The sequence below is a fragment of the Streptomyces flavofungini genome, from assembly GCF_014650815.1.
GTDB lineage: Bacteria > Actinomycetota > Actinomycetes > Streptomycetales > Streptomycetaceae > Streptomyces > Streptomyces flavofungini.
Map to the genome: position 1 here is coordinate 40,725 of NZ_BMVR01000020.1, position 23,008 is coordinate 63,732.

Consider the following 23,008-nt stretch of genomic DNA (forward strand, 5'->3'; position numbering starts at 1 on the left):
CGCCATGAACCCGCAGGACCAGAACCCGTACCAGCAGCCCGGGCACCAGCAGCCGAACCCCTACCAGCAGCCGGGGTATCAGCAACCTGGCCCCCAGCAGCCGCAGCAGCCGGGTTACCAGCAGCCCAACCCGTACCAGCAGCCGGTCGCCGGACAGCAGGGACAGTGGGGCGGCGCCCCGACGTACCCGGGCGCGCCACAGCCGCCGGGCCCGGGCGGCGGCGGGAGCGGGAGCGGGAACGGTGGTGGCGGAAACCGGACCAAGGTCGTCGCGATCGTCGCGGCGGCCGCCGTGGTCGTGGCCGCGGGCGTCACCGGCTTCCTGATACTCGGCGACGACGACACGTCGGATAAAGCCGACAAGGCCGACTCCTCGGAGCAGGCGACCGACAAGCCGTCCCCGACGTCGGACGGCGACGACAGCGACCGGGGCACGGGCGGCGGACCGAAGGCGACCGTGCCGGGCTGGAGCGTCGTCGTGAACCCCAAGTGGGGCACCGCCTTCGACGTACCGCCCGAGTGGCAGGTGCAGGGGCCGGGCCGGGCCATCAACATCGAGGACCACAAGACGGGCGAGCCGGTGGCGACGATGGGCTCGCCCGCCGTGCTCAAGCCCAAGTGGTGCACGTCCGACGACGACAAGGACGGCCGCTTCGACGACATCGAGCTGGCCGCGGCGGGCACCAAGGGCGGGCGCGGCGGCAAGAACACCGACGAGGTCGCGGTCAACACCGTCGGCTGGTGGATCTACGGCGGATACACACAGCCGGACAAGAAGACCATGACGTACGACGAGAAGGCGAAGCCCTACACCACCAAGTCCGGGATCAAGGGCAGCATCGCGTGGGGCAAGTCGACGAACACGCCGCAGCGCGGCAAGTGCGCGTCCGACGGCAAGGCGATCACCTTCGGCTTCAAGAACTCCGAGGGCGAGTTCGTGTCCTGGAGCCTGTACGGCGCCCGGGGCGTCAAGGAGGAGATCCCGGACGCGACGATCATGAAGATCCTCGCCACGGTGCGGCTGTACGGCAAGCCGACGGGCTGACGAGCGGCGCGTTCTCGCGCCCGTCAGTACTACTTCTTCACCACTTCGTCACCGCTTCGTCAGCCCCCTGCCCCGGTGCCGGTCCGGCTGGTGACCGGGCGTGGCACCTGAGGCCCCGGCCCATCTATGGTTACTGGCCATGTGGCCAGAACAGCAGCCGCCCGGGGGCGAGCAGAACCCGCAGGACCAGAATCCCAACCCGTACCAGCAGCCCGGGTACCAGCAGCCCAATCCGTATCAGCAGCCCGGGTACCAGCAGCAGCCCGGGCCCCAGCAGCCCAATCCCTACCAGCAGCCGCCCGCCGGGCAGCCCCCCGTGGGCCAGCCCGGTCAGCCCGGGCAGCCGCAGTGGGGCGCGCCGACGTTCCCGATGGGGACGCCCCAGGCGGGCGGGCCCGACCCGAGCGGCGGTGGGACCGGCGGCGGCAACAGGACGAAGGTCACGGCCATCGTCGCGGCGATCGCCGTGGTCGCGGCCGCGGGTGTCACCGGTTTCCTGGTCCTCGGCGGTGACGGCGACGACGACAAGTCGGACAAGGCGGCTCCGAAGCCGTCCAAGTCGGTCACCAAGAAGCCGAGCCCGACCGCGTCGGACGACGACAACCCGCGCGGCACGGACGGCGACCCCAAGCCGACCATCCCCGGCTGGCAGGTCGTGGTGAACCCCAAGTGGGGCACCGCCTTCGACGTACCGGCGGACTGGACGATCAAGTCGCCGGACACCTTCATCGGTTTCGAGGACCGCAAGAAGGGCGACGGCAGCGCGCTGATCATCATGTCCGCGCCCGCGATCTACAAAGAGAAGTGGTGCTCGTCCGACGACGACAAGGACGGGAAGAAGGACGACACCTCGCTCGCGGTCGTCGGCACCAAGGGCCAGAACGGCGCCAAGAACACCAAGGACGTGTCCCGCAACGACTCGGCGTGGTGGGTCTTCGGCGGCTACACCGAGCAGAAGAAGTCCGACAAGAAGAAGATCAAGATCGGCAAGGTCAAGTCGTACACCACGAAGTCCGGCATCACGGGCAGCGTGACGACGTCCACGACCTCCGGCGCCGACAAGTCGGACAAGTGCGACTCGGACGGCAAGGCGACGACCTTCGCGTTCAAGAACGCGGCGGGCGACTACGTGGCGTGGTCCATGTACGGCGCCAAGGGCGTGAAGGAGGAGGTCTCCGACGCCCAGGTGCAGAAGATCCTCTCGACGGTGCGGCTGGCGGGCGAGTCCGAGGACGCCTCCTGAACCCCACGTGTCCGCCGGGCTGTGCCGACTCCTGAGTCCTGAGTTCCGAACCGATTCTCCGGTCGCCCGCGCGGCGGCCGGAGAATCGGTTTGTCAGGGGGGTGGCCCGCCGGGGATAGTCCCGTGGTGACCTCACCCACCGCCTCCCGCCGCCCCTCGTGGGCCGGTCGCAACTACACGCTGCTCACTGCCGCCGCGATCATCACGAATCTCGGTGGTCACGGCGCGCTCATCGCGGCGGCGTTCGCGGTGCTCGACGCCGGGGGCGACGGCGGTGACGTGGGTCTGGTCGCGGCGGCGCGCACACTGCCGCTGGTGCTGTTCCTGCTCATCGGCGGCGCGGTGGCCGACCGGCTGCCGCGGCACCACGTCATGGTCGCCGCCAACGCCCTCAACTTCGTCTCGCAGGCCGTGTTCGCCGCCGTCGTGCTCGCCGGTGACCCGCAGCTGTGGCAGATGATGCTGCTCACCGCGCTCGGCGGCACCGGCCAGGCGTTCTTCGGGCCCGCGTCCGAGGGCATGCTCCTGTCGTCCGTCAGTGGCGAACAGGCCGGGCGGGCCTTCGCGCTGTACCGGATGGCCATGCAGGGCGCGGGCCTCGGCGGCGCGGCGCTCGGCGGTCTGATGGTCGCGGTGATCGGGCCCGGCTGGGTGCTCGCCGTGGACGCGGTCGCCTTCGCCGCGGCGGGCGCGCTGCGCGCCTTCCTCGACGTCGGCCACATACCGCGGCGCGCCCCCGGCGGCGGGCTCGTCGCCGATCTGCGGGACGGCTGGCAGGAGTTCATCGGGCGGCCCTGGCTGTGGTCGATCGTGGCGCAGTTCTCCGTGGTGGTCGCGGTCGTCGGCGCGGCCGAGTCCGTGTTCGGGCCGCTGGTCGCCGAGGACGAGCTGGGCGGCGCGGGGCCCTGGGGGCTCGCGCTCGGGGCGTTCGGCGCGGGCACCGTGGGCGGGGCGCTGCTGATGATGCGCTGGAAGCCGCGGCGCCTGCTGCTCGCCGGTACGTTGTGCGTCTTCCCCCTGGCCGCGCCGTCCGCCGCGCTCGCGGTGCCGCTGCCGGTGGCCGGGCTCGCCGCGGTGATGTTCGTGAGCGGTGTCGCCATCGAGGTGTTCGGCGTCTCCTGGATGACAGCCATGCACCAGGAGATCCCGGAGGAGAAGCTGTCCCGCGTCGCGGCCTACGACTGGTTCGGCTCCGTGGCGATGGTGCCGCTGGCCACGGCGCTCGCGGGCCCCGCCGAGCAGACCTTCGGCCGGTCCACCTCGCTGTGGGGGTGCGCGGTCCTCGTGCTCGTGGTGACGGCGGCGGTGCTGCTTGTTCCGGACGTACGGAATCTGACGCGGCGTACGAAGGGGGTGGTGGCCGCGCACGCGAACGGGGCGGCGGATGCGGCCGAGGATCCTGAGGGGGCGGCTCCGGACGGGGTGTCCCTGGAGAAGCCGTCCGCCTGAGCCCGGGGCCGGGTCGGGGCCGAGGGGCCGCTCAGCCGATGCTGAACGCCCCGTCCGGCGGCTGCGGCGAGGCCTCCGCGTCCGCGTCCCGTACGACACGCGCGTCCCCGATGAAGCCCCGCAGCGCCTCCCCGTGCACCACCCGCGCGGGGAACGCGTCCGCCGCTGTGCGCCGGACGAGGGCGTCGATGTCGACGGGCTCGCGCGAGGCGAGCAGCACGGCGTTGCCGAAGCGGCGGCCGCGCAGCACGGCGGGCTCGACGATCAGCGCCAGCTCCTCGAAGACCGCGGCGAAGGTGGCGAGTTGGGAGCGGAGGAAGGCGAAGGGCGCGCCGTCGGCGAGGTTCGCGGCGTAGCAGCCGTCCGCGCGCAGCACGCGGCGCACCGCGCGGGCGTACGTGTCCGACGTGAGGTGCGCGGGCACGCGGGAGCCGCCGAACACATCGCCCACGAGCACGTCGGCGCTGGCCGCGGGTGCGGCCTCCACCCAGGCGCGGGCGTCCGCGCCGTGCACGGTGATCCCGGAGCCCACGGGCAGCGGCAGCGCCTCGGCGACGAGCCGGAGCAGCCCCCGGTCCGCCTCGACCACGTCCTGCCCGGCCCCCGGTCGGGTCGCGGCGACATAACGCGGCAGGGTGAGCGCGCCCCCACCGAGGTGCACGACGTCGAGCGGGCGGCCCGGCGCGGCGACGGTGTCCAGGACGTGCCCGAGCCTGCGGGCGTACTCGAACTCCAGGTGCGTCGGCTCGTCCAGGTCGACGTACGACTGCGGCGCCCCGTCGACAGTCAGGAGCCAGGCCCGCGCCCGGTCCACGTCGGGGAGCAGCTTGGCGATGCCGTGGTCGACGGGGCGGGTGACGGGGACGGGGTCCGGTGCGGGTGCGGGGTCCGGGTGCGCCGCCTCGGGGGTCGGCGCCGGGTGCGCCTCGGGTGAGGGTCCCGGGTGCGCCTCGGGGGTCGCGTCGGCCGACGCGTCGGCGGGCGGTTCGGGTATCGCCTCGGGTCCGGATCGCTCGACGGGCTCGTTCACGGCTCCATTGTGCCCGTATCCGTACCGCTGTCCGTGCCGGTTCAGGTGCTCCCCGGCCATGCCCCGCCAGGGACACAGCCGGGGGCGGGCCCGCCCCCGCCACGGCGCCCGGACGCCAGCAAGCGTCCGGGCGCCGTCCGGAACAGGAGGGCGTCAGCCGACCTCCGTGACCGTCCCCGCGCCCACGGTCCGCCCGCCCTCGCGGATGGCGAAGCCGAGCCCGGGCTCCAGGGGGATGTCGCGGCCCAGCTCGACGGTCATGGTGACCGTGTCGCCGGGGCGGGCGACGGCCGCGTCGCCGAGGTCGATGTCGCCGACCACGTCCGCGGTGCGGATGTAGAACTGCGGTCGGTAGCCGGTGGACACCGGGGTGCTGCGGCCGCCCTCGCGGGTGGACAGGACGTACACCTGCGCGGTGAAGCGGCGGCTCGGACTGAGGCTGCCGGGGGCCGCGACCACGTGGCCGCGGCGGACCGCGTCGCGTGGCATGCCGCGCAGGAGCAGCGCGACGTTGTCCCCGGCCTGCGCGGAGTCCATCGGCTTGCCGAAGGTCTCCAGGCCGGTGACGACCGTCTCCTGGTCGCCGTCGCCGCCGAGCACCTGCACCCGGTCGCCGACGCGGACGGTCCCGCGCTCGACGGCGCCGGTGACGACGGTGCCCCGGCCGGTGATCGTGAGGACGTTCTCGACCGGGAGCAGGAAGGGCGCGTCGACGTACCGCTCCGGCATCGGGACGTACGTGTCCACCGCGTCGAGCAGCGCCTCGATCGACGCCGTCCAACGTGGCTCCCCCGCGAGCGCCTTGAGCCCGGAGACCCGGACCACGGGCACCGCGTCCCCGCCGTACCCGTGCGCGGACAGCAGCTCGCGCACCTCGAGCTCGACGAGGTCGGCCAGCTCCGGGTCGCCCGCGTCGGCCTTGTTCAGGGCCACGACGATGTGGTCGACGCCGACTTGCCGGGCCAGGAGCACGTGCTCGGCGGTCTGCGGCATGATCCCGTCGAGCGCGGACACGACGAGGATCGCGCCGTCGAGCTGCGCGGCGCCGGTGACCATGTTCTTCACGTAGTCGGCGTGGCCGGGCATGTCGACGTGGGCGTAGTGCCGGGTGTCGGTCTCGTACTCGACGTGCGCGATGTTGATGGTGATGCCGCGCTGCGCCTCCTCCGGCGCCCGGTCGATCCGGTCGAAGGGCACGAAGGTGCCGGTGCCGCGCTCGCTGAGGACCTTGGTGATGGCGGCGGTCAGGGTGGTCTTGCCGTGGTCGACGTGGCCCATCGTGCCGATGTTCAGGTGGGGCTTGGTGCGGACGTAAGCCGTCTTGGACATGGTGGTTCCTTCTCCGGAACTCGAAAGGTGTGGCCCGCGGCACGGACGGCCTGCGGACGGGGACCCCCGGGGGCCTGGCCGACCCTCCCCCTGCGGGGTCCGCCGGAATGTCCGGGGAGGGTCAGCTTCGGGCGCCGTCGGAAGGAAGGGCGGCGAGGGCGGCCGGCGGTGCGGCGACCGCGAGGGCGAGCGGAGGGACGGCAGCCTCGACCGCGTCCGCGACTGCGGACGTGAGCGGGAAGGAGGCGTGCCGGAACATGTCGACGATCATCGCCGACGCCCTGGTCCGCGTCGAATCAATTTCCCTGGCACAGGGGCCTCATACGGCAGTTGCGGCACACCAGTCACAGGAGCCCCAGGCGCACCACGGGCGGGCCCCGCCGCCGCGCCCCTCCCGGTTGTCCCGGCCGTCCCTGCTCCCCTGTTGTCCCGTCGGGGTCAGCTACGAACGTCCCCGATGTTCTTCAGCGCCTCACGCACGGACAGCGGCGCGAGGACGTCCCGGTGCCGCCCGACGAAGTCGCGTACGGCGTCGGGATCCGTCTTCGCGTACTCCCGCAGGCACCAGCCGATGGCCTTGCGGATGAAGAAGTCCGGGTGCCGTGCCTGGCGTTCGCAGTACGCGAAGAGGCGGTCGGTGTCCGTGGCGTCCTTGTAGCGGAGCTGGTGGAGCAGCGCGGTCCTGGCCGCCCAGAGGTCCTCGTCCCCGATCCAGGCGTCCATGTCGGCTTTGAGCACGGGGTCGGCGGCGACGAGGCCGCCGACGACGTGCGCGGCGAGCGCGTCGACGGTGTCCCACCAGGAGCGGGTCGTCACGAGGTGCCGGGCGACCGGCAGGAAGCCGGAGGAGCAGCGCCGCACGTTGCGCCGCAGATAGTCGACGGCGAAGTACTGGTACTCGCGCTCCGGGAGCTCCCAGCAGCGCAGGGCGATGGCGACGCAGTCCGGCTCGTCGGGACGCGGGGTCCCGGCGAGGACGGCCCGGTGCAGTTCGCGCCGCACCGGCGAGGTGAGGCCGAAGAACGGTGCGATGTCCTTCATGTACGCCCGCGTGTCCGCGGCCCGGACCGGATCGGCCGCCTCCGCGTAGCGCCCGGCGAGCCGCGCCACGACGGTGTCGGCCAGCGGACTCGACGGCACTGTGACGCTCATGAGACGCACCATACGGCGATCAGATACTTCCGTCGGTTAGTCTCCCCGGATGCTCGACACCGCCGCCGCCCCGACGCCGGGCCTCGCCGTGCGCTGCACCCGGGTGCTCCTGTCACCGTGGGCTCGGCTGTCCCTGCTCGTGCTGATGCTGGTCGCGGCCGGTACGGGCGTGCTGCTCTTCGAGCCGCAGCGGCTCCTGTCGGAGGGCTGGCCGCCGCAGCTCAACGGCGCCGCCGCGGTGTGCGCGTTCGCGGTGGCGTACGGCATGTGCACGGTGGCGTTCGTGCCGCGGCCGCTGCTGAACCTGGCGGCGGGCGCGCTGTTCGGCTCGCAGGCCGGGATTCCCGCGGCGATCGCGGGCACGGTCCTGGGGGCCGGGGTGTCCTTCGGGCTCGGCCGGGTGCTCGGGCAGGACGCGCTGCGGCCGCTGCTGCGGGGGCGCTGGCTGAGGGCGGCCGACGGTCAGCTCAGCAAGCACGGGTTCCGCTCGATGCTGGCGGTGCGGCTCTTCCCCGGCGTGCCCTTCGCCGCCGCCAACTACTGCGCCGCCGTGTCCCGCATGGGCTGGCTGCCGTTCCTGCTCGCCACCGCCCTCGGCTCGATCCCGAACACGGCGGCGTACGTCATAGCGGGCGCCCGCGCCTCGACGCCGACGTCGCCCGCGTTCCTGATCGCGATGGGGTTCATCGCGGTGACGGGGCTCGGGGGCGCGGTGGTGGCGTGGTGCAAGCGGCACCGGCTGCGGGGCGGACACTGAGGCAGGGCGTCCCCGCGACACCCCGCACGGCCCTGTCGATCACCACCCCGACGCCCCCGGCGACCGCCCTCGCACGAGCGCTTCATCTTGTGGCGCTACGCTGCCCCCGGCGAGGCACGTGATCACCCCTCCCGGCCCCCGCACGACCCCGCGCACGCCCGCACCACGCCTCGCCGCTCCTGGTCCCCCGCCAACGCTTCTGACCGCCACCTCACGGGTCAGCACACGATCAGTTACTGGACGGCGCAGTTTTCATGTCTTGGCTCGAATCGTTCATCCTCGGACTCGTCCAGGGACTGACCGAGTTCCTTCCGATCTCATCCAGCGCTCACCTGCGACTGACCGCGGCGTTCGCGGGCTGGCACGACCCGGGGGCCGCCTTCACCGCGATCACCCAGATCGGCACGGAGACGGCTGTCCTGATCTACTTCCGCAAGGACATCGGGCGGATCATCAGCGCCTGGTTCGGCTCGCTGATCGGCAAGGTGCCGCGCTCGGACCACGACGCGCAGATGGGCTGGCTGGTGATCGTCGGCTCGATCCCGATCGGTGTCCTCGGCATCACGCTCAAGGACCAGATCGAGGGTCCGTTCCGCGATCTGCGCCTCATCGCGACGACGCTGATCGTCATGGGCATCGTCCTCGGCATCGCCGACCGCCTCGCGGCCCGCGACGAGACGGGCGGCAAGCACCGCGCCGTCCGCGAACGGAAGGGCCTCAAGGAACTCGGCGTCAAGGACGGCCTGATCTTCGGCGTCTGCCAGGCCATGGCCCTCATCCCCGGCGTCTCCCGCTCCGGCGCCACGATCAGCGGCGGCCTCCTCATGGGTTACACCCGCGAGAGCGCCGCCCGCTACTCGTTCCTCCTCGCCATCCCCGCCGTCCTCGCCTCGGGCGCCTACGAACTCAAGGACGCGGGCGAGGGCCACGTCTCCTGGGGCCCCACGATCTTCGCCACGATCATCGCCTTCGTGGTCGGCTACGCGGTCATCGCATGGTTCATGAAGTTCATCACCACCAAGAGCTTCATGCCCTTCGTCTACTACCGCGTCCTGCTCGGCATCATCCTGTTCATCCTGGTGGGAGCCGGTACGTTGAGCCCGCACGCGGGCGAGTCGGCGGGCTAGCACGAGCACGCCACCGCAAGCACGAAGCCCCCGCAGGCCTGACGGCCACGGGGGCTTCCTCATGCCGGGAGACATCAGGAGGCATTGCGTGGCGGAGCCCCCGCAGAGCAGGGCCGCGAGGGCGCGATCACGTGCGGCTGGACGTTCGGGTGGGCTGGACGGCCGGATCCGGAAGCCGGGATTCGCGCGCCGGACAAGCGCCCCGCTCAGCGCTCTGCGCCCCTCGGACGAGTGATGGACGGGGCTGGTGGCTTGACGGGAGTATGGCCGTCGTATGCGGATCTGGTGTGCCGTATGCCGAACCGGTGCCTTGTGTGGTGCCAAATCATGATGGAGAGGGGTATGCGGTGATGTACCGCAAAGCTGCCTTACGTCTCGCGCTCGCGTTCGGTCTCGCGATCACGGTGTCCGGTGTCGCGCATGCGGGGGCGCCCGCGGGTGCGGCCGCTCCGACCTGCAACCCGGGCACGGCCTGTTACGTCCAGTGGACCGAGCGGTCGGGAGTGACGCGCACGGAGAGCAATCCCGACACGTACTACTGCTACCAGCTCTACTACGACGGAGCCATCGCCGGATTCAACGGCACCGACAAGAGGATCTACCTCTACAAGGACCGGGACTGCCAGGGCGGGGCCAGGGCCTACGTCGACCCCCGCGTCGGCTGGCAGGACAGCACCAACGTGTACTACTCCTTCGACTTCGTGCCGTAACCCTCAACTGGTCACCGTGCGTAGCCACTTTGACCCCATGCGCCCCTCTGCTACCTAAAACGGCCGTCTGGGCACGTTGTGTAGGCAAGAGGGGCGCTTTTTCTTTCCGATGGGTGCACGCTGGTCCTACGGGCGTATCCCCGGGCGGCCGCCGCCGGCTCGTCGGCGGGGGCGGCGGCCGCGAGGTGCGAGGACGTGGCGGCTCCCCCTCCGCCGGGCGTCCTCGCACCGCTGTCCTCTCCTCGGGGGCGGGCGGGAGCCTCCCCCCGAGGAGAGGAGGAGCCGGGGCCGCGGTGTCCGCTGCCTGGAGCGCGGCCCCGGCTGCCTTACCCCCTCCTTCGTGCGGCGTCCGTCACGAACAGCCGCCCGTCAAGGACCGTCGGCCCGCGAGGGCAGCCGGTCTGGAGGTCACCGCGCCCGGCCGGCCCCCCGCCGGCGCGGGGGAAGGCAGGTGCGGCCGCATGGCGAGTCCGGGGAAGTCCGTGACGAGCCCTGGGAAGTCCGTGAGCAGCCCGTGGGACCTCGTCGAGCGTCCTGGGACCTCGCGGGGAGTCCATGGGAGGCCCGTGGGAAATCCAAGAGGCCGTTCCTGGGCGATGCCCATGCCTCGGCGGCCGCGTCCTGACCATGCCTGTACCCACAGTAGTCAAACCAGTCCACGCAGTGAAGACCGCTGTCGCAAACGGGAGGCAATTCCTCCGCGCGCGGCCACCCCGCCCTGAACGCGGCCGCCTCCCGCGGGCTCAACTCCCCCAGGAGCCGCCCCGGTCACGTCGTCCACGGGAACCGCCGGCCCGCCGGGCCCGCACCGCAGCACATAGTGCTCGCCGCTCAGCACCGGTCCGGTCAGCGTCAGGAACCGAACGTCCACCGTGACGTCCAGCCCCCGCGCGCCCGCGGCATGGCGGCACGCGCCCACTTCGTCCGCCGCGACCACCCAGCGGGGCCGCCCCAGCGCCGTGACCGCCCGGACCGCCCAGCGGACACCGCCACTGCCGTCGGCGCCGTCCGCGTCGTCCGTGTCCTCGGCCTCCAGGACGACAAGTTGACGGGGCGCCACCACGGGCGGCAGCGCCCGCGCCACCGGCCCCGCGTCCGACACCAGCGCCACCGGCGCCCCGTCGCGCACCACCAGGCCGACCAGTTCCACGTACGGGCGCCCGCGCCGGGCCACCGCGAGGCGGCCGGTCCAGGCCCGGGCCAGCACCTCACGGCACTCGGCCTCCGTCATGCGGTGCACGGTCCCCACAGTCGACCTCCTCTTGCCGCCGTGGCCCGAAGGGGGCACGGACGGACAGGCATGACACCCCCGTGAGGGGGCGGAGCCGGGGTCCGGGGCACTGTGCGCCGTCGCCCTGCCTGGCGGGCGGGCGGGGCACGACGCGATGGTTCCTGGTTCGCTTGGTTCCTCACTTCTCTTATACGCGGTCCGACTTCGCTTATGCCCCCGCCGGGAGGAGAACGGCGGGCGGGATGCCAGAACTGGCCGAGACAACTCCGCGCCGGTGTGCGGCCGTTGCGGTCCGCGTGACGGGGGGCGTCCGCAGATGCGTACGGGCCCGCCGCCCGAAGGCAGCGGGCCCGTGCCGGGCGTTCGAGGCGATCAGCAGCTCATGGCCCACGTGTGGGAGTCGCCGTTGTCGTTGGCGGCGCCGTTGTAGTTGACCTCCTGCCCCGGGGTGAGGCAGATGGTCATGTGGCCGCCCTGGTGGGCGCGCGAGTACACCTTGACGTGGTCCTTGATGCCCGGTCCCGAGATGCCGTGGTTCGCCCACGAGGAGTCCTCGTCCGCGATGTAGCTCTCCCACCAGCCGTCGTCGCCGGACCAGTTGGCACGCTGGCCCTTGTAGTCGGAGTGCTCCCAGGCACAGAACTCGCCGCTGGGACAGTCGGCCGCCCCGGCCGGGGCGGCGACGGCGAGGCTTCCGGTCACCAGCAGCGCCGCGGCGACGCCGAAGAGGGCCCGCTTGGCGGTCCTTCCCCTCGACGCGGGGGCGGCGTTCGGGGCCGACTCGGGAGCGGAGGCGGGCTTCATCGTCATATCGGGCTGTGGCCTTTCTGTTGGGCGCAGTCGGGTGCGGTGGGGTGGGTCGGGGTCTGCCGAACGGTGGTCGTCAGGCGCTCTGGCAGCCCTCTGTCCTGTCGGAGACGCCGTCGATCCGGGAGCCCCAGGACCAGTTGTCACTGAAGTCGTACGGGCGGATGAGGCGGTAGTAGCAGGTGTCCCGCACCCAGTCGATCGCGTACAGGTTCCGGTTCACGTCGGAACGGAAGGACGCGGTCTTGTCGTGGTGGGACGCGGGGACTTCGGCGTAGCCCGGGGGCCGGTAGCACCAGCCCGTGCCGTGCTGCCCGGCCTGGGTCCAGAAGCACACCTCCCCGGGAGCGCGCTCGACGGCGCCGTGTGCGGGCGCGGACGCCGACGCGGGGGCGGTCGAGACGATCGCGGGGGCCAGGGCGGCGAGCAGGGTCGCGGACAGGACGATTCTGCGGAGCATGGCCACCTTCGGGTCGCTCTTCGGGTCGCTGGGGCACCCCTGCCCGGAGACCGGGACGTGGGCACGGCGAGGCTGCCCCTGCACGGAGTCAGACATTCCGCCCCTCGCCCGAAGGTGTGAGACCCGGCGTTCAGGCTGACGTGAAGCGGCCTCTCGCAGCGGGGACGTGGGCCGCCGCGGAAAGGACCGGACGTCCTACGCCACCCGCGGCGACCGCCCGTGGACCTGGCTCCCCCACCGCCTGCCCCGCGCCGGATGGCGGCCCCGGTGGCTCCCCGTCGCCTGGGCGAGCGCGTCGAGGTGGGCCTGGACGTACGGGATCGCCACGTGCTCCAACTCGCCCTCGATGAAGGCGGGCTGGACGTTGACCTCGAAGACGACGCCGCCGTTCTCGATCGCCAGGTCGACCCCGGCGAAGGGCAGTCCGACCGACGCGGTGGCGGCGACGGCGAGTTCGGTGAGGCGGCGCGGCAGGTCGCGCGGGGCGATGAAGGTGGCGGTCGCCCCCTGGCAGGTGTTGCAGGGGGTGTCCGTCGCGGGCTGGATGTGCTCCCGGGCGTGGATGACGCGGCCGCCGAGGACGAACACACGGAACTGGTGCCGGTCGCCGTCGGCGGTGACGTTCCCGGCGTCGCGCGAGAGCAGCCAGGCGCTGCGCCGACGCGCGTAGTACTCGGTGGCCTCGGCCAGTTGGGCCGCGGACGTGACGTGGAAGGTGTCGCTGCCGCCGGTGCCGACGACCGGCCGCGCCCAGGTGTCACGGCCGAGCTCGTCGAAGGCGACGGTCGCCTCGTGCGCGCTCGGCCGGGTGAGGACGACCGTGTCCATCTGCGCGATGCCGTCCCGCTGGAAGCGGTCGACCGTGCGGTCCTTCTCCGTGGCCGTCCGCCACGCCGTCACCCCGGCGCCCAGGGTCACCGCGCGGTGGTGGGCGAGGAGCCGCTGGAACGCGGCGAGGGCGCGGCGGCGGTGCGGCGGTATCTCGTACAGCACGACCACTTCGGGCACCACCTCCAGTCCCTGGTCGGGCACGTCGAGGCGTAAACGGATCCCGTCGCGGTCACGGACGCGGCCGGTGCCGCAGGGGGCGAAGTGGCGGGAGTCGATGCGACGCGGTGGCGCGCCGGTGAGGAGTTCGACGGCGCGGGCCAGGTAGTCCCGGCAGCCCTCGGGGGACGTGGGATCGGTGATCAGGGCGACGCACGGTCCGGACACGGCTGCCTCCAGCGGCTCTGGGCGCGCACTCGGTCCGCGCGCACGTCGTGGCGCGGGCCCGGGCGGCGGTCACGGCGGGACGCGTCCGCTCCGCGGCAGGAGGTCGCCGGGTCCCGTCCGGCGCCGCGTCCGCGCCCGCCGGCCGTCCCGGCGGTGGCGGGCCGGGGCGGCGCCCGGCCGGGGGTCCTTGTGACCACGGGCCGGGGCAGCGCCCGCGCCCGACACGTGCCGCGGGGCGGTGGCCCCGTGTTCCGTTTCCGTACTCGGTTCCGTATCCCTGCTCAGTGCCGTACGCGGATTCCGTGCTCGGTACCGCAGCGCCATGGGCCCCACACTGTAGGCGCGGGCCGGACCCCCGGCCAGTGCGCAGGCGCGCCGGTCTCCCGCGCCCGGTCTGCGCCTCGTGCGCCCGGTACGCGCCCCTCCCGCACGCCGCCCGCGCCGCGTGGGACACCCGCCCGCTAGCGAGGCACCCGCCGCGGACACCCCCTCGACCGGACCACGCACCACCGCGCACCCGCCACCCCGGATCGCACCGGGCGCCACCGCCCAGATCACGCTGGGCCGACCTCGCCGCTCACATCGGGAACGACAGCAGCCGCACGTCGCCCGTCGGCCACTGGGCCGCCTCGGGTCCCGTTCCCAACGGCGTCCACATCGTCCGCAGCGGCATGACCACCGGCCCGTCGGGCTGCTGCACGTGGACATCGCCCTCCAGAGCCCGCCAGCCGAGCCGTTCGTAGAGGGCGACCAGGGGCGGGCGGCAGAAGAGCAGGGCGTGCCGGGGCCCCAGCGTGCGGGCGTGGTCGAGCGCCGCCGTGAGGACGGTGCGGGCCAGGCCGCGGCCGCGCACGTCGGGTGCGACGGCCACGCCGCCGACACCCATCACCTCGGTGGGGGTGCCGCCGATCGCCATCGGCAGTCGCAACAGGCCCGCGTGGGCCACGAGTCGGCCCGCCGCCGACCTGACCCCGAAGTGCTCCTCCTTGGGCAGCCACGTCAGGCCGGTCTCCGCGACGCCGAACGGGTCGGCGCCGTCGCCGAGGATCTCGTTCTGCTCGGCCCGGGAGTACGCGGCGAGCCGGACGGCGGTCAGGGCCCCGAAATCATGATCAACCATGTCCGCATGATGCGTGGCGGACGCCGCGTGGACAAGTGCCGAGCGACACCCGTGGCACGTGCCGAACGACACACGTGGACAAGTGAAGGGTGATGCACGAGGCAACCCCGGTACGCCCGTTGTCATCCTCCAGGCCCGGGGGCCCTGTGATCTCTCCAGGGATCCGGGGGGCTGATGAACAGGATGGAACCGGAGGAATGTCTTGATCCATGTCCCGCGCTCGGTGACCGCCGCCGCGGCGGTCATCGCGCTGGCGGTGGGGGTGCCGGGCCTCGCGCACGCGCAGCCGTCCGCCGACCGAATACCGCCCGCGTCACCAAGAACCGCCGCGCCGCAAGGCACCCCCGCGGCACCGGGAGACCCCACCCCACCGGGGGCGGCCGAGGACCAACTGCCCAAGGGGTGGCGGGTCGACGGGTCCGGCGCCCGCAAGCACCTGGTGTGGCAGGCCCCCGAGGCGGTGCCGATGGGCGACGCCCGGGTCGAGTTCTACTCCGGCGACCGGCTCCTCGGCGTCCCCGTGCCCGCCGCCGACCAGCGGACCTTCCGCCTGCGGCTGGACGACACGCACCTCGGAGCGGCCGGGGACCTGCGGGCGGAGGCCGGTGGCCGCCGTCTGGACGCGGGCGCGAAGGACACCGCCGCGCCCCCGCGGATCTCACCGCCCGCCGATGCCGCCGAGCAGTCGGCCCCCCTGCCCACGAACCGCGTCGACCCGGGCGTGCCCGGCAAGTACCGCACGGTCAGCGGTGAGTACACCCAGAAGTCGGTGCGCCTGCCCGGCTTCCCCGCGCCGGTGGAGATGCGCGGCACCGTGGTCGGGCCGGTCGACGCCCCGGGCAAGCGGCCGCTCGCGCTGTTCCTGCACGGCCGCCACTACACCTGCTACAACGCCGGCGGCGCCGAGGACGGCGGCTGGCCCTGCAAGCGCGGCACGAAGCCGGTGCCGAGCCACCGCGGCTACCTGCACGACCAGAAGCTCCTGGCGTCGCAGGGCTATGTGACGGTGTCGATCGCCGCCAACGGCATCAACGGCCAGGACGACGTGGCCGAGGACGGCGGCGCCGAGGCCCGTTCGTCGCTGGTACGTCAGCACCTCGCCCGCTGGGCGGACTGGGCCGCGGGCCGCGGCGACGCCCCGAAGGCCGTGCGCGACACCGCTCCGGCCGACCTGTCCCGCGTGCTGCTCGTGGGCCACTCCCGGGGCGGCGAGGGCGTCAACCGCGCCGCGCTCGACAGCCTGACCCCGCCGCCCGCCGCCGAGGACGGGGCGCCGGGACCGGCGCGCTGGAACATCCGCGGCACCGTCCTGATCGGCCCCACGATCTTCGGCCAGAACCCGGCCCCCGACGTGCCGTCGGCGGCGATCCTGCCCGGCTGCGACGGCGACGTGTCCGACCTCCAGGGCCAGATCTACGCCGACGGAACGCGCGGCGTCAGCCGCGGCACCGCCCTGCACAGCGCGGTCTACGTGGTCGGCGCCAACCACAACTTCTTCAACACCGAATGGACGCCGGGGCAGGCCGAGGCGCCCGCGTCCGACGACTTCAGCTCCGGCAGCAGGCCCGACGCGGTGTGTGCCAAGGGCAAGCCCACGCGCCTGACCGCCAAGCAGCAGCAGAAGGCGGGCTCCACGTACATCGCGGCGGCGGCCCGCCTGTTCGTCGAGGGTGACGACCGGGTGCGTCCGCTGCTCGACGGCTCCGGCCGCCGGGCCCCGTCGGCGAAGCCCGCGCGCGTGCTCACGCACGCCGTCGGCGGCAACCGCACGCCCGCGTTCGTACCGGGTTCCTCGGTCGCGGTGTCCGGCGGACGGCTGTGCGCGCAGGTGGACAGCAGGGAGTCCCGCTCCTGCCTCGCCCCCGATGTGCACGGCGCCTCACCGCACTTCGCGGCCTGGGGCCCCTCGCCGGAGCCGGGCCGGAGCGCGGTCGCGATGCGCTGGTCGCAGCCGGGCACGCCGACGAAGGTCACCCCGAAGAAGCCCGTGTCCCTCGACGGCTCCACGTCGCTCGCGCTGCGGGTGATCGTGCCGCCGAACAGCACCGGCACCCGCCTCGACGTCGCGGTCACGGACGCCTCGGGCAAGCGGGCGAAGCTCGGCGCGGTCCGCGTGAACGGGCTGCCCGGCACCGACATGACCGCCTCCTACTGGGGGCGCGAGGTCCGCGTACCGCTGTCCGCCGCCGCCCGCGCCGGGGTCGACCTCAAGCAGGTCGCCTCGCTGGAGCTGACCCCGCAGAGCCGCTCCGGGCGCGCCTGGCTGATGGACGGGTGGGGCTGGCGCCCGGGCACTCCGGACGCCGGGACCGCCGACCTCGCGCGGGTCGACGTCGGCCGCCTGAAGGTCGACGAGGGTGACTCGGGTGTGCGCAAGTACCGGGTGCCGGTGCGGGTTTCCGGGAAGGGCACCGGCAAGGTCCGGCTGTTCGTGACCGATCCGCGTACGCGCAGGACCACGAGCAAGATCGTGACGGTCCGCCCGGGCGGCGACCCCGTCGAGGTGCCCGTCACGGTGCGCGGCAACAAGCGCTACGGCGCCGACACGTCCCACGAGGTCATGGTCAAGGCGGTCAGCGGCGCGGTCGTCGGTTCCCACCAGGGCGGGGTGCTCGTGCGCAACGACGACCCGATGCCCAAGGTCACCGTCAAGCCCGTCGCGAACCGGGTCACCGAGGGCAAGGCCCTCAAGTGGCGCGTCACGCTGTCCGAGGCGGCCGACACCGACATCGAGGCCGGATTCGAGATCCGCCGGGTCGCCGGCGGCACCGAACTGTCCACCAAGGACGTCGACAAGCGCTGGCTGAAGAAGACCTTCGACCGGTCGCCGAACCCGGCGCGACGGCTGTCCAAGGTGTCGGAGGCGCCGTACGTCCCGGCGGGCATCGCCGCGGGGAAGCGGAGCGTCGAGGTGAGCGTGCCCACCGTCAAGGACCGGGTGCGGGAGTCCAAGGAGACCGTTCGGCTGCGCCTGGTCACCTACGACCAGGCGTGGGAGCCGCACGTCGGCCCGACGGTCACCGGGACGGTGCGCGACCGGGCGTAGCCCGGCCGCGCGCCTCGTCCCAGGCGGCGGCGTCCGCGCCGCCGAGGAAGTGCACGTCGTACCGGTCCTGTTCGGGCAGGAGGCTGTCGAACGTGTCCAGGCCGTGCTGAACGCGGCCCAGGGCACGGAAGTAGCCGAACCGGTCGACCCCCGGTGTCAGGACCGCCAGCAGTGCGGCGGTCGCACCGGCCGCCGCGCCGAACGCGTGCGGCATCCCGGGCGGGATGACGACGAGTCCACCCCGTGTGACCGTCGTCATCCCGCCGTCCAGGAAGAACTCCACGGCTCCGTCGAGCACGTGGAACAGTTCCGTCGACCGCGCGTGGAAGTGCGGCCTGGCGCCGTCCGCGCCCGCGCCGAGGGTCAGCCCGTTCGCCCCCAGAGCGCCGCCCGTGTCCGCGCCGTCGGCCAGCAGGTCGAAGCCGCCGCCGTGCGGCAGGGGGACGTGTTCGGCGGAACCGGCCCGCACGATGAGGGCACCTGTTCTGGCCGGGGCGCCCAGGGCTTCTTGCTCGGTCATGGCCCGTGCTCTCTTTCTGTCGCCTTGTTCGTGGCTCCCATTCGATCCGGGGAAGAAGTCGCGCACCAGAAGCAGTTGTTCCCTGCAGAAATCACCGATCGTGATGAATCGCCGATCACGACGCGGCGACGGCCGTGGGCCGTGCCGCATCGGCGCCGCAGGAGGAACCCGTGGAACTGCGCCAGCTCCAGTACTTCGCCGCCGTGGCCGACGAGGGCGGCTTCAGCCGGGCCGCCGAGCGCCTCGGCGTCGTGCAGTCGGCGGTCAGCCAGCAGGTCCGCCGCCTGGAACGCGAGCTGGGCGTCGCGCTGTTCGACCGGTCCACGCGGCACGTCCACCTGTCCGCCGCGGGTGAGCGGCTCCTGCCCGAGGCCCGGGCCGTGCTCGCGGCGGCCGACCGCATCCGGCGGGTCGCCGCCGACGTCGCGTCCGGCGACGAGGGGCTGCTGCGCCTGGGCACCGTCCAGGGGCCGGGCGACCGGACGTACCGCCTCCTGGACGCACTGCGGCGCACGGCCCCTCGGCTCCGGGTACGGCTGCGCCGACTGCCCCTCACCGAGCGGCTCGCGGCGGTGCGCTCCGGCGAGCTGGACGCGGCGCTGGTGCGGGCGGTGCCGCGAGCGCCGGGGCTCGAACTGCTGCCGGTGTGGCGGGATCCGCTGTACGTGGCGCTGCCCGCGGACCATCCGGCGGCGGCCCGGTCCGACGGCGGGCCGGAGCCCGCGTCCGGCCCGGCCCCGGCGAGCGCCCCGCCCCTGCGGCTAGAGCAGGTGGCGGACCTCCCGCTGCGCCTGGCCCCGCGCGAGCACAACCCGCCCTTCCACGACCTCGTGACCGGAGCGCTGCGGGCCGTCGGAGCGGAACCCCTGCTCGGGCCGCCGTTCACCACCCTCCAGGAGACCCTGACCGGCCTGGCCGAGCAGAGCGCCGACTCGCCCTCCTGGACGGTCTTCTACGAGGTGACGGGGCTGCCGCCGGTACCCCGCGTGGCCGTACGACGCCTGGCCGCCCCCGAACTCACCACGTCGCTGGCCGCGTTGCCGGGCCCGCCCGGCCCACCCCTGCGCCACCTGCTCCAGGCCCTGCGCGCCTGACCGCTCGGCTCAGCCCGTCCGCACGGCCGGTCCGCCCGCGCGCGGGTCGTCCTGGTGCTGCTGCCGGTAGTGGCCGCGCCAACGCGGGGTCGCCGCACCCTCCATGAGCACCATCACGACGTCGTGAGCCAGCGAGTCCGTCACCGGCAGGTGCCCGAAGAGCACCCGGTGGTACGTGGTGGCGCCGAGCATGTCCAGGAGCAGGTCGATGTCGGCGTCGGGCCGGATGTCACCGCGCTCGACGCCCCGGCGCAGCGCCGCCTCGGTGGTGGCCCTGCGGGGGCGGAAGATCGTCTCGTTGAAGACGCGGTCGAGATCCGGGTCGTCGGCCAGTTCGGCCACGAGCGCGGGCAGCGTACGTCGCCCCAGTGTGCCGCCGAACGCCTGGCTCAGGGTCTCGATGCCGAGGATCAGGTCGCAGTGCGTGCAGCCGGTGTCGGGGGTGGGCGCGGTGCCCATGCTCTCCGCGAGGGCGGAGATGACCAGGTGCTGCCGGGACGGCCAGCGGCGGCGGATGGCCGGCTTGGTCGTACCGGCGCGGCGCGCGACGCCCTCCATCGTCAGGTTCGGGTAGCCGGACTCCTCCAGGAGCGCCAGCGTCGCTTCCAGGATGGCTTCGTCGAGCCGTACGTCGCGGGGGCGTCCCGTCCGGCCGGTCGCGGGGGCGGGACGGGCGGCGGGGGCCGCGGACTCGGGGGTTGCCATGGCGGCAAGTATAGGTAGCATCTACTTTCGTTCCATTCCGGATCGAAACGAAAGATGGGGGGTCGACCTTGCCGTCCGAGCAAGAAGCGACCACGCGGAAAGCACCCGAGCCGGGGCCAGCCGCGCAGGAGTCACCCGGGCAGGAAGTACCCGCGCAGGGGTCAGCCGCGCAGGAATCGCCCGAGCCGGGGCCGACCGCGCACGGATCACCCGCACAGGAGTCACGTACGCAGTCGTCCACGCGATCGCGGGCGCAACCGGCGGCCGCGGCGACCGCCCGCCCCGAGAGCGTCTTCCGCGCCCCGTACTCCGCCCTCACCTGGGGCATCGTGCTGTCCGTCGGGCTCGTCGCCTTCGAGTCGATGGGTGTCGCCACCGTGCTGCCGGAGATCGCGGGCCGCCTCGGTGGACTCAACGCGTACGGCTGGGGCCTGTCCGCGCTGATGCTGGCCAACCTGATCGGCACCGTCGCCGCGGGCGTCGCCGCCGACCGCCACGGCCCGGCCCGCCCGCTCACCCTCGGCCTCGCGGTGTTCGCCGTCGGCTGCGCGCTCGCCGGGGCCGCGCCCAACTGGCCCGCCTTCCTCGCCGGTCGGTTCCTCCAGGGGCTCGGGGTCGGGGCCGTGATGGCGCTGGCGTACACCGCCATCGCGCTGGCCTATCCGCAGCGCCTGCGTGCCCGCATGTTCGCCCTGGTCTCCGGCGGCTGGACCGTGCCGTCCCTGGTGGGGCCGAGCATCGCGGCCGTGATCGCCGACCATGTCTCCTGGCGCGGGGTGTTCGTGCTGCTGCTGCCCCTGATCGCGGTGGCGGCGACGCTCGCGCTGCCGCAGTTGCGCCGTCTCGGGCGCCCGGGGAACGCCGGAGACCCTGGAAGTCCGGCCCCGGACCCGGTCTCAGCCCCGGCCCCGGCCCCGGCCACCGAAGCCACCCCATGGTGGTCCACCCCCGTAGCCCGCAGCGTCCTCCTCGCCGCCGGCACCGGCCTCCTCCTGGCAGGCCTGCAACTGCGCCAACTCGCCCTCCTGATCCCCCTGTCCGCCGTGGGCGCCGCCATCGCCGTGCTCGCGCTGCGGCGCGTCACCCCGGCGGGCACGCTGACCGTGCGCCGCGGCGTGCCCACCGGCGTCGTCCTGCGCTTCCTGCTCTGCGGCGCCTACTTCGGCAGCGAGGCGTTCCTGCCCCTCGGCCTGGTCCGGCTGCGCGAACTGAGCGCCACGGAGGCCGGGTTGGGGCTCTCGGCGGGCGCCATCACCTGGGTGCTCGGGGCGACCTGGCAGGGCCGGGCCGACAGTCGCTGGAGCGGGCGTTCGCGGGCCGCGCCGATCGCCGCCGGTTTCGCGGTCCTGCTCGTGGGCATCGCCGTGATGGCGCTGGGCGTCCTCGTCGACGCCGTGCCCGCCCTGACGGCCGTGGCGGGCTGGGCCATCGGCGGCGCGGGCATGGGCGTCGCCTTCAACGCGGCGACCACCGACGCCATGGAGCAGGCGGCGGCCGACAAGCAGGGCGAGGCCAGCGGCTCGATGCAGCTCGCGCAGACCCTCGCGGTCGCCGTCCTCAGCGGCCTCGGCGGCGCCGCCGTCACCCTGTCCGCGGCCCACGGCGGCTCGGTGACCCTCGCCCTGACGGTGACCTTCGCCCTCACCGCCGCGCTCGCGGCCGCCGGAATCCTCGCCGCCCGGCGCATCAGGCCCACCACGACCTGACGCACGACGGCAGCGGTCCAGTGCCGGTGATGCCGCTGTCCGACGGCGGCATCACCGAACGCGGGCCCCCTGCGCGCCAAGTGACGTACCGCATGGTGCCGTCCGTCACTGCGCGAGCCCGTTACACCGCGCCCCGGCGGACCTCAACCACCCTCCCGAGCCCCGCCGACCAGCGCACCTACTCCAACTCGCGCCGGACGCGCGCGCCTTGCGGCGCCCCGGCGCGATCACCTGCCGCAGGTGTGCGGTAGCTGACAGTTCCGATTGTCAGGGCTATCCCCTAGGCTTGACCTCATGCCCCTCACCCCTCAACCCCATGGTTCCGTGCGGTCGTCGGCCGAGTTGAACGAGCGGATACGCGGCCTGTGGCTGCGTGCGGGCGGCCGCCTCTCCGTAGAACAGCGGCGGGAGTACGAGCAGTTGGTGACCGAGTGGGCCGAGGCGGTACGCGCGGAGATCGTGCAGGCCGCATAAGCGGCGCACAACGGGGGCAGTACGCACGCATTCTTCCGCGCGTGAGCCGTCAGTCGGCCGCACCGCGTCTGAGGTCCGCCCGCCACCGAGGAAATCCCCGACCGCGCGCGAGCGATCACCACCAGCTCGCGCGCACCCTCCCCACCAGTCCGGACGGACCCATCAAGCCACTTGAGGCCCCGGCGGCACAACCACTCGCGCCCGGCCTCTTGGCTCCGCACCCCCGGTGCCCAAGACTGATCCGATGACGCAGCGCGTGGAACTCGCCGCAGTCCTTGACCGGTTGGCCATCGACACCCTCATCACCGACTACGCCATCACCGTCGACGACGGCGACTGGGACGGCTACCGTCGGCTGTTCGCACCCGACGGACGCGCCGACTACCGCTCGGCCGGCGGCATCGAAGGACCCATGTCCGAGGTCGCCGACTGGCTCACGGAGTCCCTGCGGATCTTCGCGGTACGCCAGCACCTCATCGTCAACCGCAGGATCCGCTTCGACGTCCGCGACCAGGACATCGGCGACTCCGCCCGCATCCAGGCCGACTACGCCAACCCCATGCGGCTGGCAGGCAAGGCGGACACGGCTGACAGCGCCGACCGCACGGCCGAGCCAGGTGGCCCGGGCGCCGCCGACCGGCCGGGGAGCACCGCGCCCGACTTCGAATGCGGCGGCCGCTACGAATTCACCGCCGTCCGCACCCACAACGGCTGGCGGCTGCGCCAGGTCGTCGTCCACGAGAAGTGGCGCAGACAGCACTGGTCCGACCCGGTTACCTGAACCATGC

22 protein-coding genes are annotated in these 23,008 nt (G+C 73.3%); 11 read left to right on the forward strand and 11 right to left on the reverse strand.

Annotation, left to right across the window (positions count from 1 at the left end; genetic code table 11):
- The first annotated feature begins 4 nt into the window (after positions 1-4).
- From IE274_RS35500 to IE274_RS35510, 3 genes are all read left to right on the forward strand, one after another.
- Positions 5-1,045 carry a DUF8017 domain-containing protein gene (locus tag IE274_RS35500; protein WP_190120060.1) on the forward strand — a complete coding sequence of 347 codons (1,041 nt, stop codon included), beginning with the start codon at positions 5-7 and terminating at the stop codon, positions 1,043-1,045.
- A gap of 139 nt (positions 1,046-1,184) precedes the next feature.
- Positions 1,185-2,288 carry a DUF8017 domain-containing protein gene (locus tag IE274_RS35505; protein ID WP_190120061.1) on the forward strand — a complete coding sequence of 368 codons (1,104 nt, stop codon included), beginning with the start codon at positions 1,185-1,187 and terminating at the stop codon, positions 2,286-2,288.
- Positions 2,289-2,411: 123 nt separating this feature from the next.
- Positions 2,412-3,737, forward strand: a complete 1,326-nt coding sequence (locus IE274_RS35510) for an MFS transporter (RefSeq protein WP_190120062.1) — start codon at positions 2,412-2,414, stop codon at positions 3,735-3,737.
- 31 nt (positions 3,738-3,768) lie between these two features.
- On the opposite strand, the gene IE274_RS35515 is transcribed toward IE274_RS35510, so the two are convergent.
- From IE274_RS35515 to IE274_RS35530, 4 genes are all read right to left on the reverse strand, one after another.
- Entirely contained in the window at positions 3,769-4,572 is an 804-nt protein-coding gene (locus tag IE274_RS35515; protein ID WP_229910028.1) for a spermidine synthase, read from the reverse strand.
- Between the two features lie 348 nt (positions 4,573-4,920).
- Positions 4,921-6,096: an elongation factor Tu gene (gene tuf / locus IE274_RS35520; protein ID WP_190120064.1), complete on the reverse strand. Its 1,176-nt coding sequence runs from the start codon at positions 6,094-6,096 to the stop codon at positions 4,921-4,923.
- A 121-nt stretch (positions 6,097-6,217) separates the two neighbouring features.
- Positions 6,218-6,367 carry a hypothetical protein gene (locus tag IE274_RS35525; protein ID WP_190120065.1) on the reverse strand — a complete coding sequence of 50 codons (150 nt, stop codon included), beginning with the start codon at positions 6,365-6,367 and terminating at the stop codon, positions 6,218-6,220.
- A gap of 167 nt (positions 6,368-6,534) precedes the next feature.
- Positions 6,535-7,248, reverse strand: a complete 714-nt coding sequence (locus tag IE274_RS35530; protein WP_190120066.1) for a DNA alkylation repair protein — start codon at positions 7,246-7,248, stop codon at positions 6,535-6,537.
- A 49-nt stretch (positions 7,249-7,297) separates the two neighbouring features.
- Here IE274_RS35530 and IE274_RS35535 point away from each other — a divergent pair, with 49 nt between their 5' ends.
- The 3 genes from IE274_RS35535 (at position 7,298) to IE274_RS35545 (ending at position 9,842) form a co-directional block, all read left to right on the forward strand.
- Complete coding sequence (locus IE274_RS35535; protein ID WP_190120067.1) at positions 7,298-8,005, forward strand: TVP38/TMEM64 family protein; 708 nt, start codon at positions 7,298-7,300, stop codon at positions 8,003-8,005.
- 254 nt (positions 8,006-8,259) lie between these two features.
- On the forward strand, positions 8,260-9,132 hold the full coding sequence (locus IE274_RS35540; protein ID WP_190120068.1) for an undecaprenyl-diphosphate phosphatase: 873 nt from the start codon (positions 8,260-8,262) through the stop codon (positions 9,130-9,132).
- Between the two features lie 350 nt (positions 9,133-9,482).
- Complete coding sequence (locus tag IE274_RS35545; protein WP_190120069.1) at positions 9,483-9,842, forward strand: hypothetical protein; 360 nt, start codon at positions 9,483-9,485, stop codon at positions 9,840-9,842.
- Positions 9,843-10,488: 646 nt separating this feature from the next.
- On the opposite strand, the gene IE274_RS35550 is transcribed toward IE274_RS35545, so the two are convergent.
- The 5 genes from IE274_RS35550 to IE274_RS35570 form a co-directional block, all read right to left on the reverse strand.
- Complete coding sequence (locus tag IE274_RS35550) at positions 10,489-11,073, reverse strand: hypothetical protein (RefSeq protein WP_190120070.1); 585 nt, start codon at positions 11,071-11,073, stop codon at positions 10,489-10,491.
- Positions 11,074-11,445: 372 nt separating this feature from the next.
- A complete protein-coding gene (locus tag IE274_RS35555) occupies positions 11,446-11,877 on the reverse strand; it encodes a peptidase inhibitor family I36 protein (RefSeq protein ID WP_229910029.1) in 432 nt (143 codons plus the stop codon).
- A gap of 79 nt (positions 11,878-11,956) precedes the next feature.
- On the reverse strand, positions 11,957-12,340 hold the full coding sequence (locus IE274_RS35560; protein ID WP_190120071.1) for a hypothetical protein: 384 nt from the start codon (positions 12,338-12,340) through the stop codon (positions 11,957-11,959).
- Positions 12,341-12,535: 195 nt separating this feature from the next.
- A complete protein-coding gene (locus IE274_RS35565) occupies positions 12,536-13,555 on the reverse strand; it encodes an ATP-grasp domain-containing protein (RefSeq protein WP_190120072.1) in 1,020 nt (339 codons plus the stop codon).
- Between the two features lie 577 nt (positions 13,556-14,132).
- On the reverse strand, positions 14,133-14,675 hold the full coding sequence (locus IE274_RS35570) for a GNAT family N-acetyltransferase (protein ID WP_190120073.1): 543 nt from the start codon (positions 14,673-14,675) through the stop codon (positions 14,133-14,135).
- Between the two features lie 202 nt (positions 14,676-14,877).
- On the opposite strand from IE274_RS35570, the gene IE274_RS35575 reads away from it, so the two are divergent.
- Positions 14,878-17,721, forward strand: coding sequence for an alpha/beta hydrolase family protein (locus tag IE274_RS35575; RefSeq protein ID WP_190120074.1), 2,844 nt, complete (start codon positions 14,878-14,880; stop codon positions 17,719-17,721).
- Here IE274_RS35575 and IE274_RS35580 read toward each other — a convergent pair.
- A complete protein-coding gene (locus tag IE274_RS35580) occupies positions 17,693-18,241 on the reverse strand; it encodes a cupin domain-containing protein (RefSeq protein ID WP_190120075.1) in 549 nt (182 codons plus the stop codon). The two genes, IE274_RS35575 and IE274_RS35580, sit on opposite strands and share 29 nt — an antisense overlap.
- Positions 18,242-18,411: 170 nt before the next feature.
- Here IE274_RS35580 and IE274_RS35585 point away from each other — a divergent pair, with 170 nt between their 5' ends.
- Positions 18,412-19,335, forward strand: coding sequence for a LysR family transcriptional regulator (locus IE274_RS35585; protein ID WP_190120076.1), 924 nt, complete (start codon positions 18,412-18,414; stop codon positions 19,333-19,335).
- 9 nt (positions 19,336-19,344) lie between these two features.
- On the opposite strand, the gene IE274_RS35590 is transcribed toward IE274_RS35585, so the two are convergent.
- A complete protein-coding gene (locus tag IE274_RS35590) occupies positions 19,345-20,040 on the reverse strand; it encodes a TetR/AcrR family transcriptional regulator (protein WP_190120077.1) in 696 nt (231 codons plus the stop codon).
- A 329-nt stretch (positions 20,041-20,369) separates the two neighbouring features.
- On the opposite strand from IE274_RS35590, the gene IE274_RS35595 reads away from it, so the two are divergent.
- From IE274_RS35595 to IE274_RS35605, 3 genes are all read left to right on the forward strand, one after another.
- The gene (locus IE274_RS35595) at positions 20,370-21,746 is read left to right on the forward strand and encodes an MFS transporter (RefSeq protein WP_229910018.1); all 1,377 of its coding nucleotides are present in this window, start codon (positions 20,370-20,372) and stop codon (positions 21,744-21,746) included.
- A 294-nt stretch (positions 21,747-22,040) separates the two neighbouring features.
- Complete coding sequence (locus IE274_RS35600) at positions 22,041-22,220, forward strand: hypothetical protein (RefSeq protein ID WP_078619226.1); 180 nt, start codon at positions 22,041-22,043, stop codon at positions 22,218-22,220.
- 244 nt (positions 22,221-22,464) lie between these two features.
- Positions 22,465-23,001, forward strand: a complete 537-nt coding sequence (locus tag IE274_RS35605; protein ID WP_190120078.1) for a nuclear transport factor 2 family protein — start codon at positions 22,465-22,467, stop codon at positions 22,999-23,001.
- The last annotated feature ends 7 nt before the right edge of the window (positions 23,002-23,008 follow it).

Bases quoted from the DNA above. Each gene is read 5' to 3' on its own strand.
- IE274_RS35505 (WP_190120061.1), top strand. From the start codon at position 1,185: ATGTGGCCAGAACAGCAGCCGCCCGGGGGCGAGCAGAACCCGCAGGAC.
- IE274_RS35590 (WP_190120077.1), bottom strand. From the start codon at position 20,040: ATGGCAACCCCCGAGTCCGCGGCCCCCGCCGCCCGTCCCGCCCCCGCG.
- IE274_RS35540 (WP_190120068.1), top strand. From the start codon at position 8,260: ATGTCTTGGCTCGAATCGTTCATCCTCGGACTCGTCCAGGGACTGACC.
- tuf (WP_190120064.1), bottom strand. From the start codon at position 6,096: ATGTCCAAGACGGCTTACGTCCGCACCAAGCCCCACCTGAACATCGGC.
- IE274_RS35600 (WP_078619226.1), top strand. From the start codon at position 22,041: ATGCCCCTCACCCCTCAACCCCATGGTTCCGTGCGGTCGTCGGCCGAG.
- IE274_RS35580 (WP_190120075.1), bottom strand. From the start codon at position 18,241: ATGACCGAGCAAGAAGCCCTGGGCGCCCCGGCCAGAACAGGTGCCCTC.
- IE274_RS35530 (WP_190120066.1), bottom strand. From the start codon at position 7,248: ATGAGCGTCACAGTGCCGTCGAGTCCGCTGGCCGACACCGTCGTGGCG.
- IE274_RS35555 (WP_229910029.1), bottom strand. From the start codon at position 11,877: ATGAAGCCCGCCTCCGCTCCCGAGTCGGCCCCGAACGCCGCCCCCGCG.
- IE274_RS35525 (WP_190120065.1), bottom strand. From the start codon at position 6,367: ATGATCGTCGACATGTTCCGGCACGCCTCCTTCCCGCTCACGTCCGCA.
- IE274_RS35570 (WP_190120073.1), bottom strand. From the start codon at position 14,675: ATGGTTGATCATGATTTCGGGGCCCTGACCGCCGTCCGGCTCGCCGCG.
- IE274_RS35500 (WP_190120060.1), top strand. From the start codon at position 5: ATGAACCCGCAGGACCAGAACCCGTACCAGCAGCCCGGGCACCAGCAG.
- IE274_RS35545 (WP_190120069.1), top strand. From the start codon at position 9,483: ATGTACCGCAAAGCTGCCTTACGTCTCGCGCTCGCGTTCGGTCTCGCG.
- IE274_RS35605 (WP_190120078.1), top strand. From the start codon at position 22,465: ATGACGCAGCGCGTGGAACTCGCCGCAGTCCTTGACCGGTTGGCCATC.
- IE274_RS35560 (WP_190120071.1), bottom strand. From the start codon at position 12,340: ATGCTCCGCAGAATCGTCCTGTCCGCGACCCTGCTCGCCGCCCTGGCC.
- IE274_RS35550 (WP_190120070.1), bottom strand. From the start codon at position 11,073: ATGACGGAGGCCGAGTGCCGTGAGGTGCTGGCCCGGGCCTGGACCGGC.
- IE274_RS35535 (WP_190120067.1), top strand. From the start codon at position 7,298: ATGCTCGACACCGCCGCCGCCCCGACGCCGGGCCTCGCCGTGCGCTGC.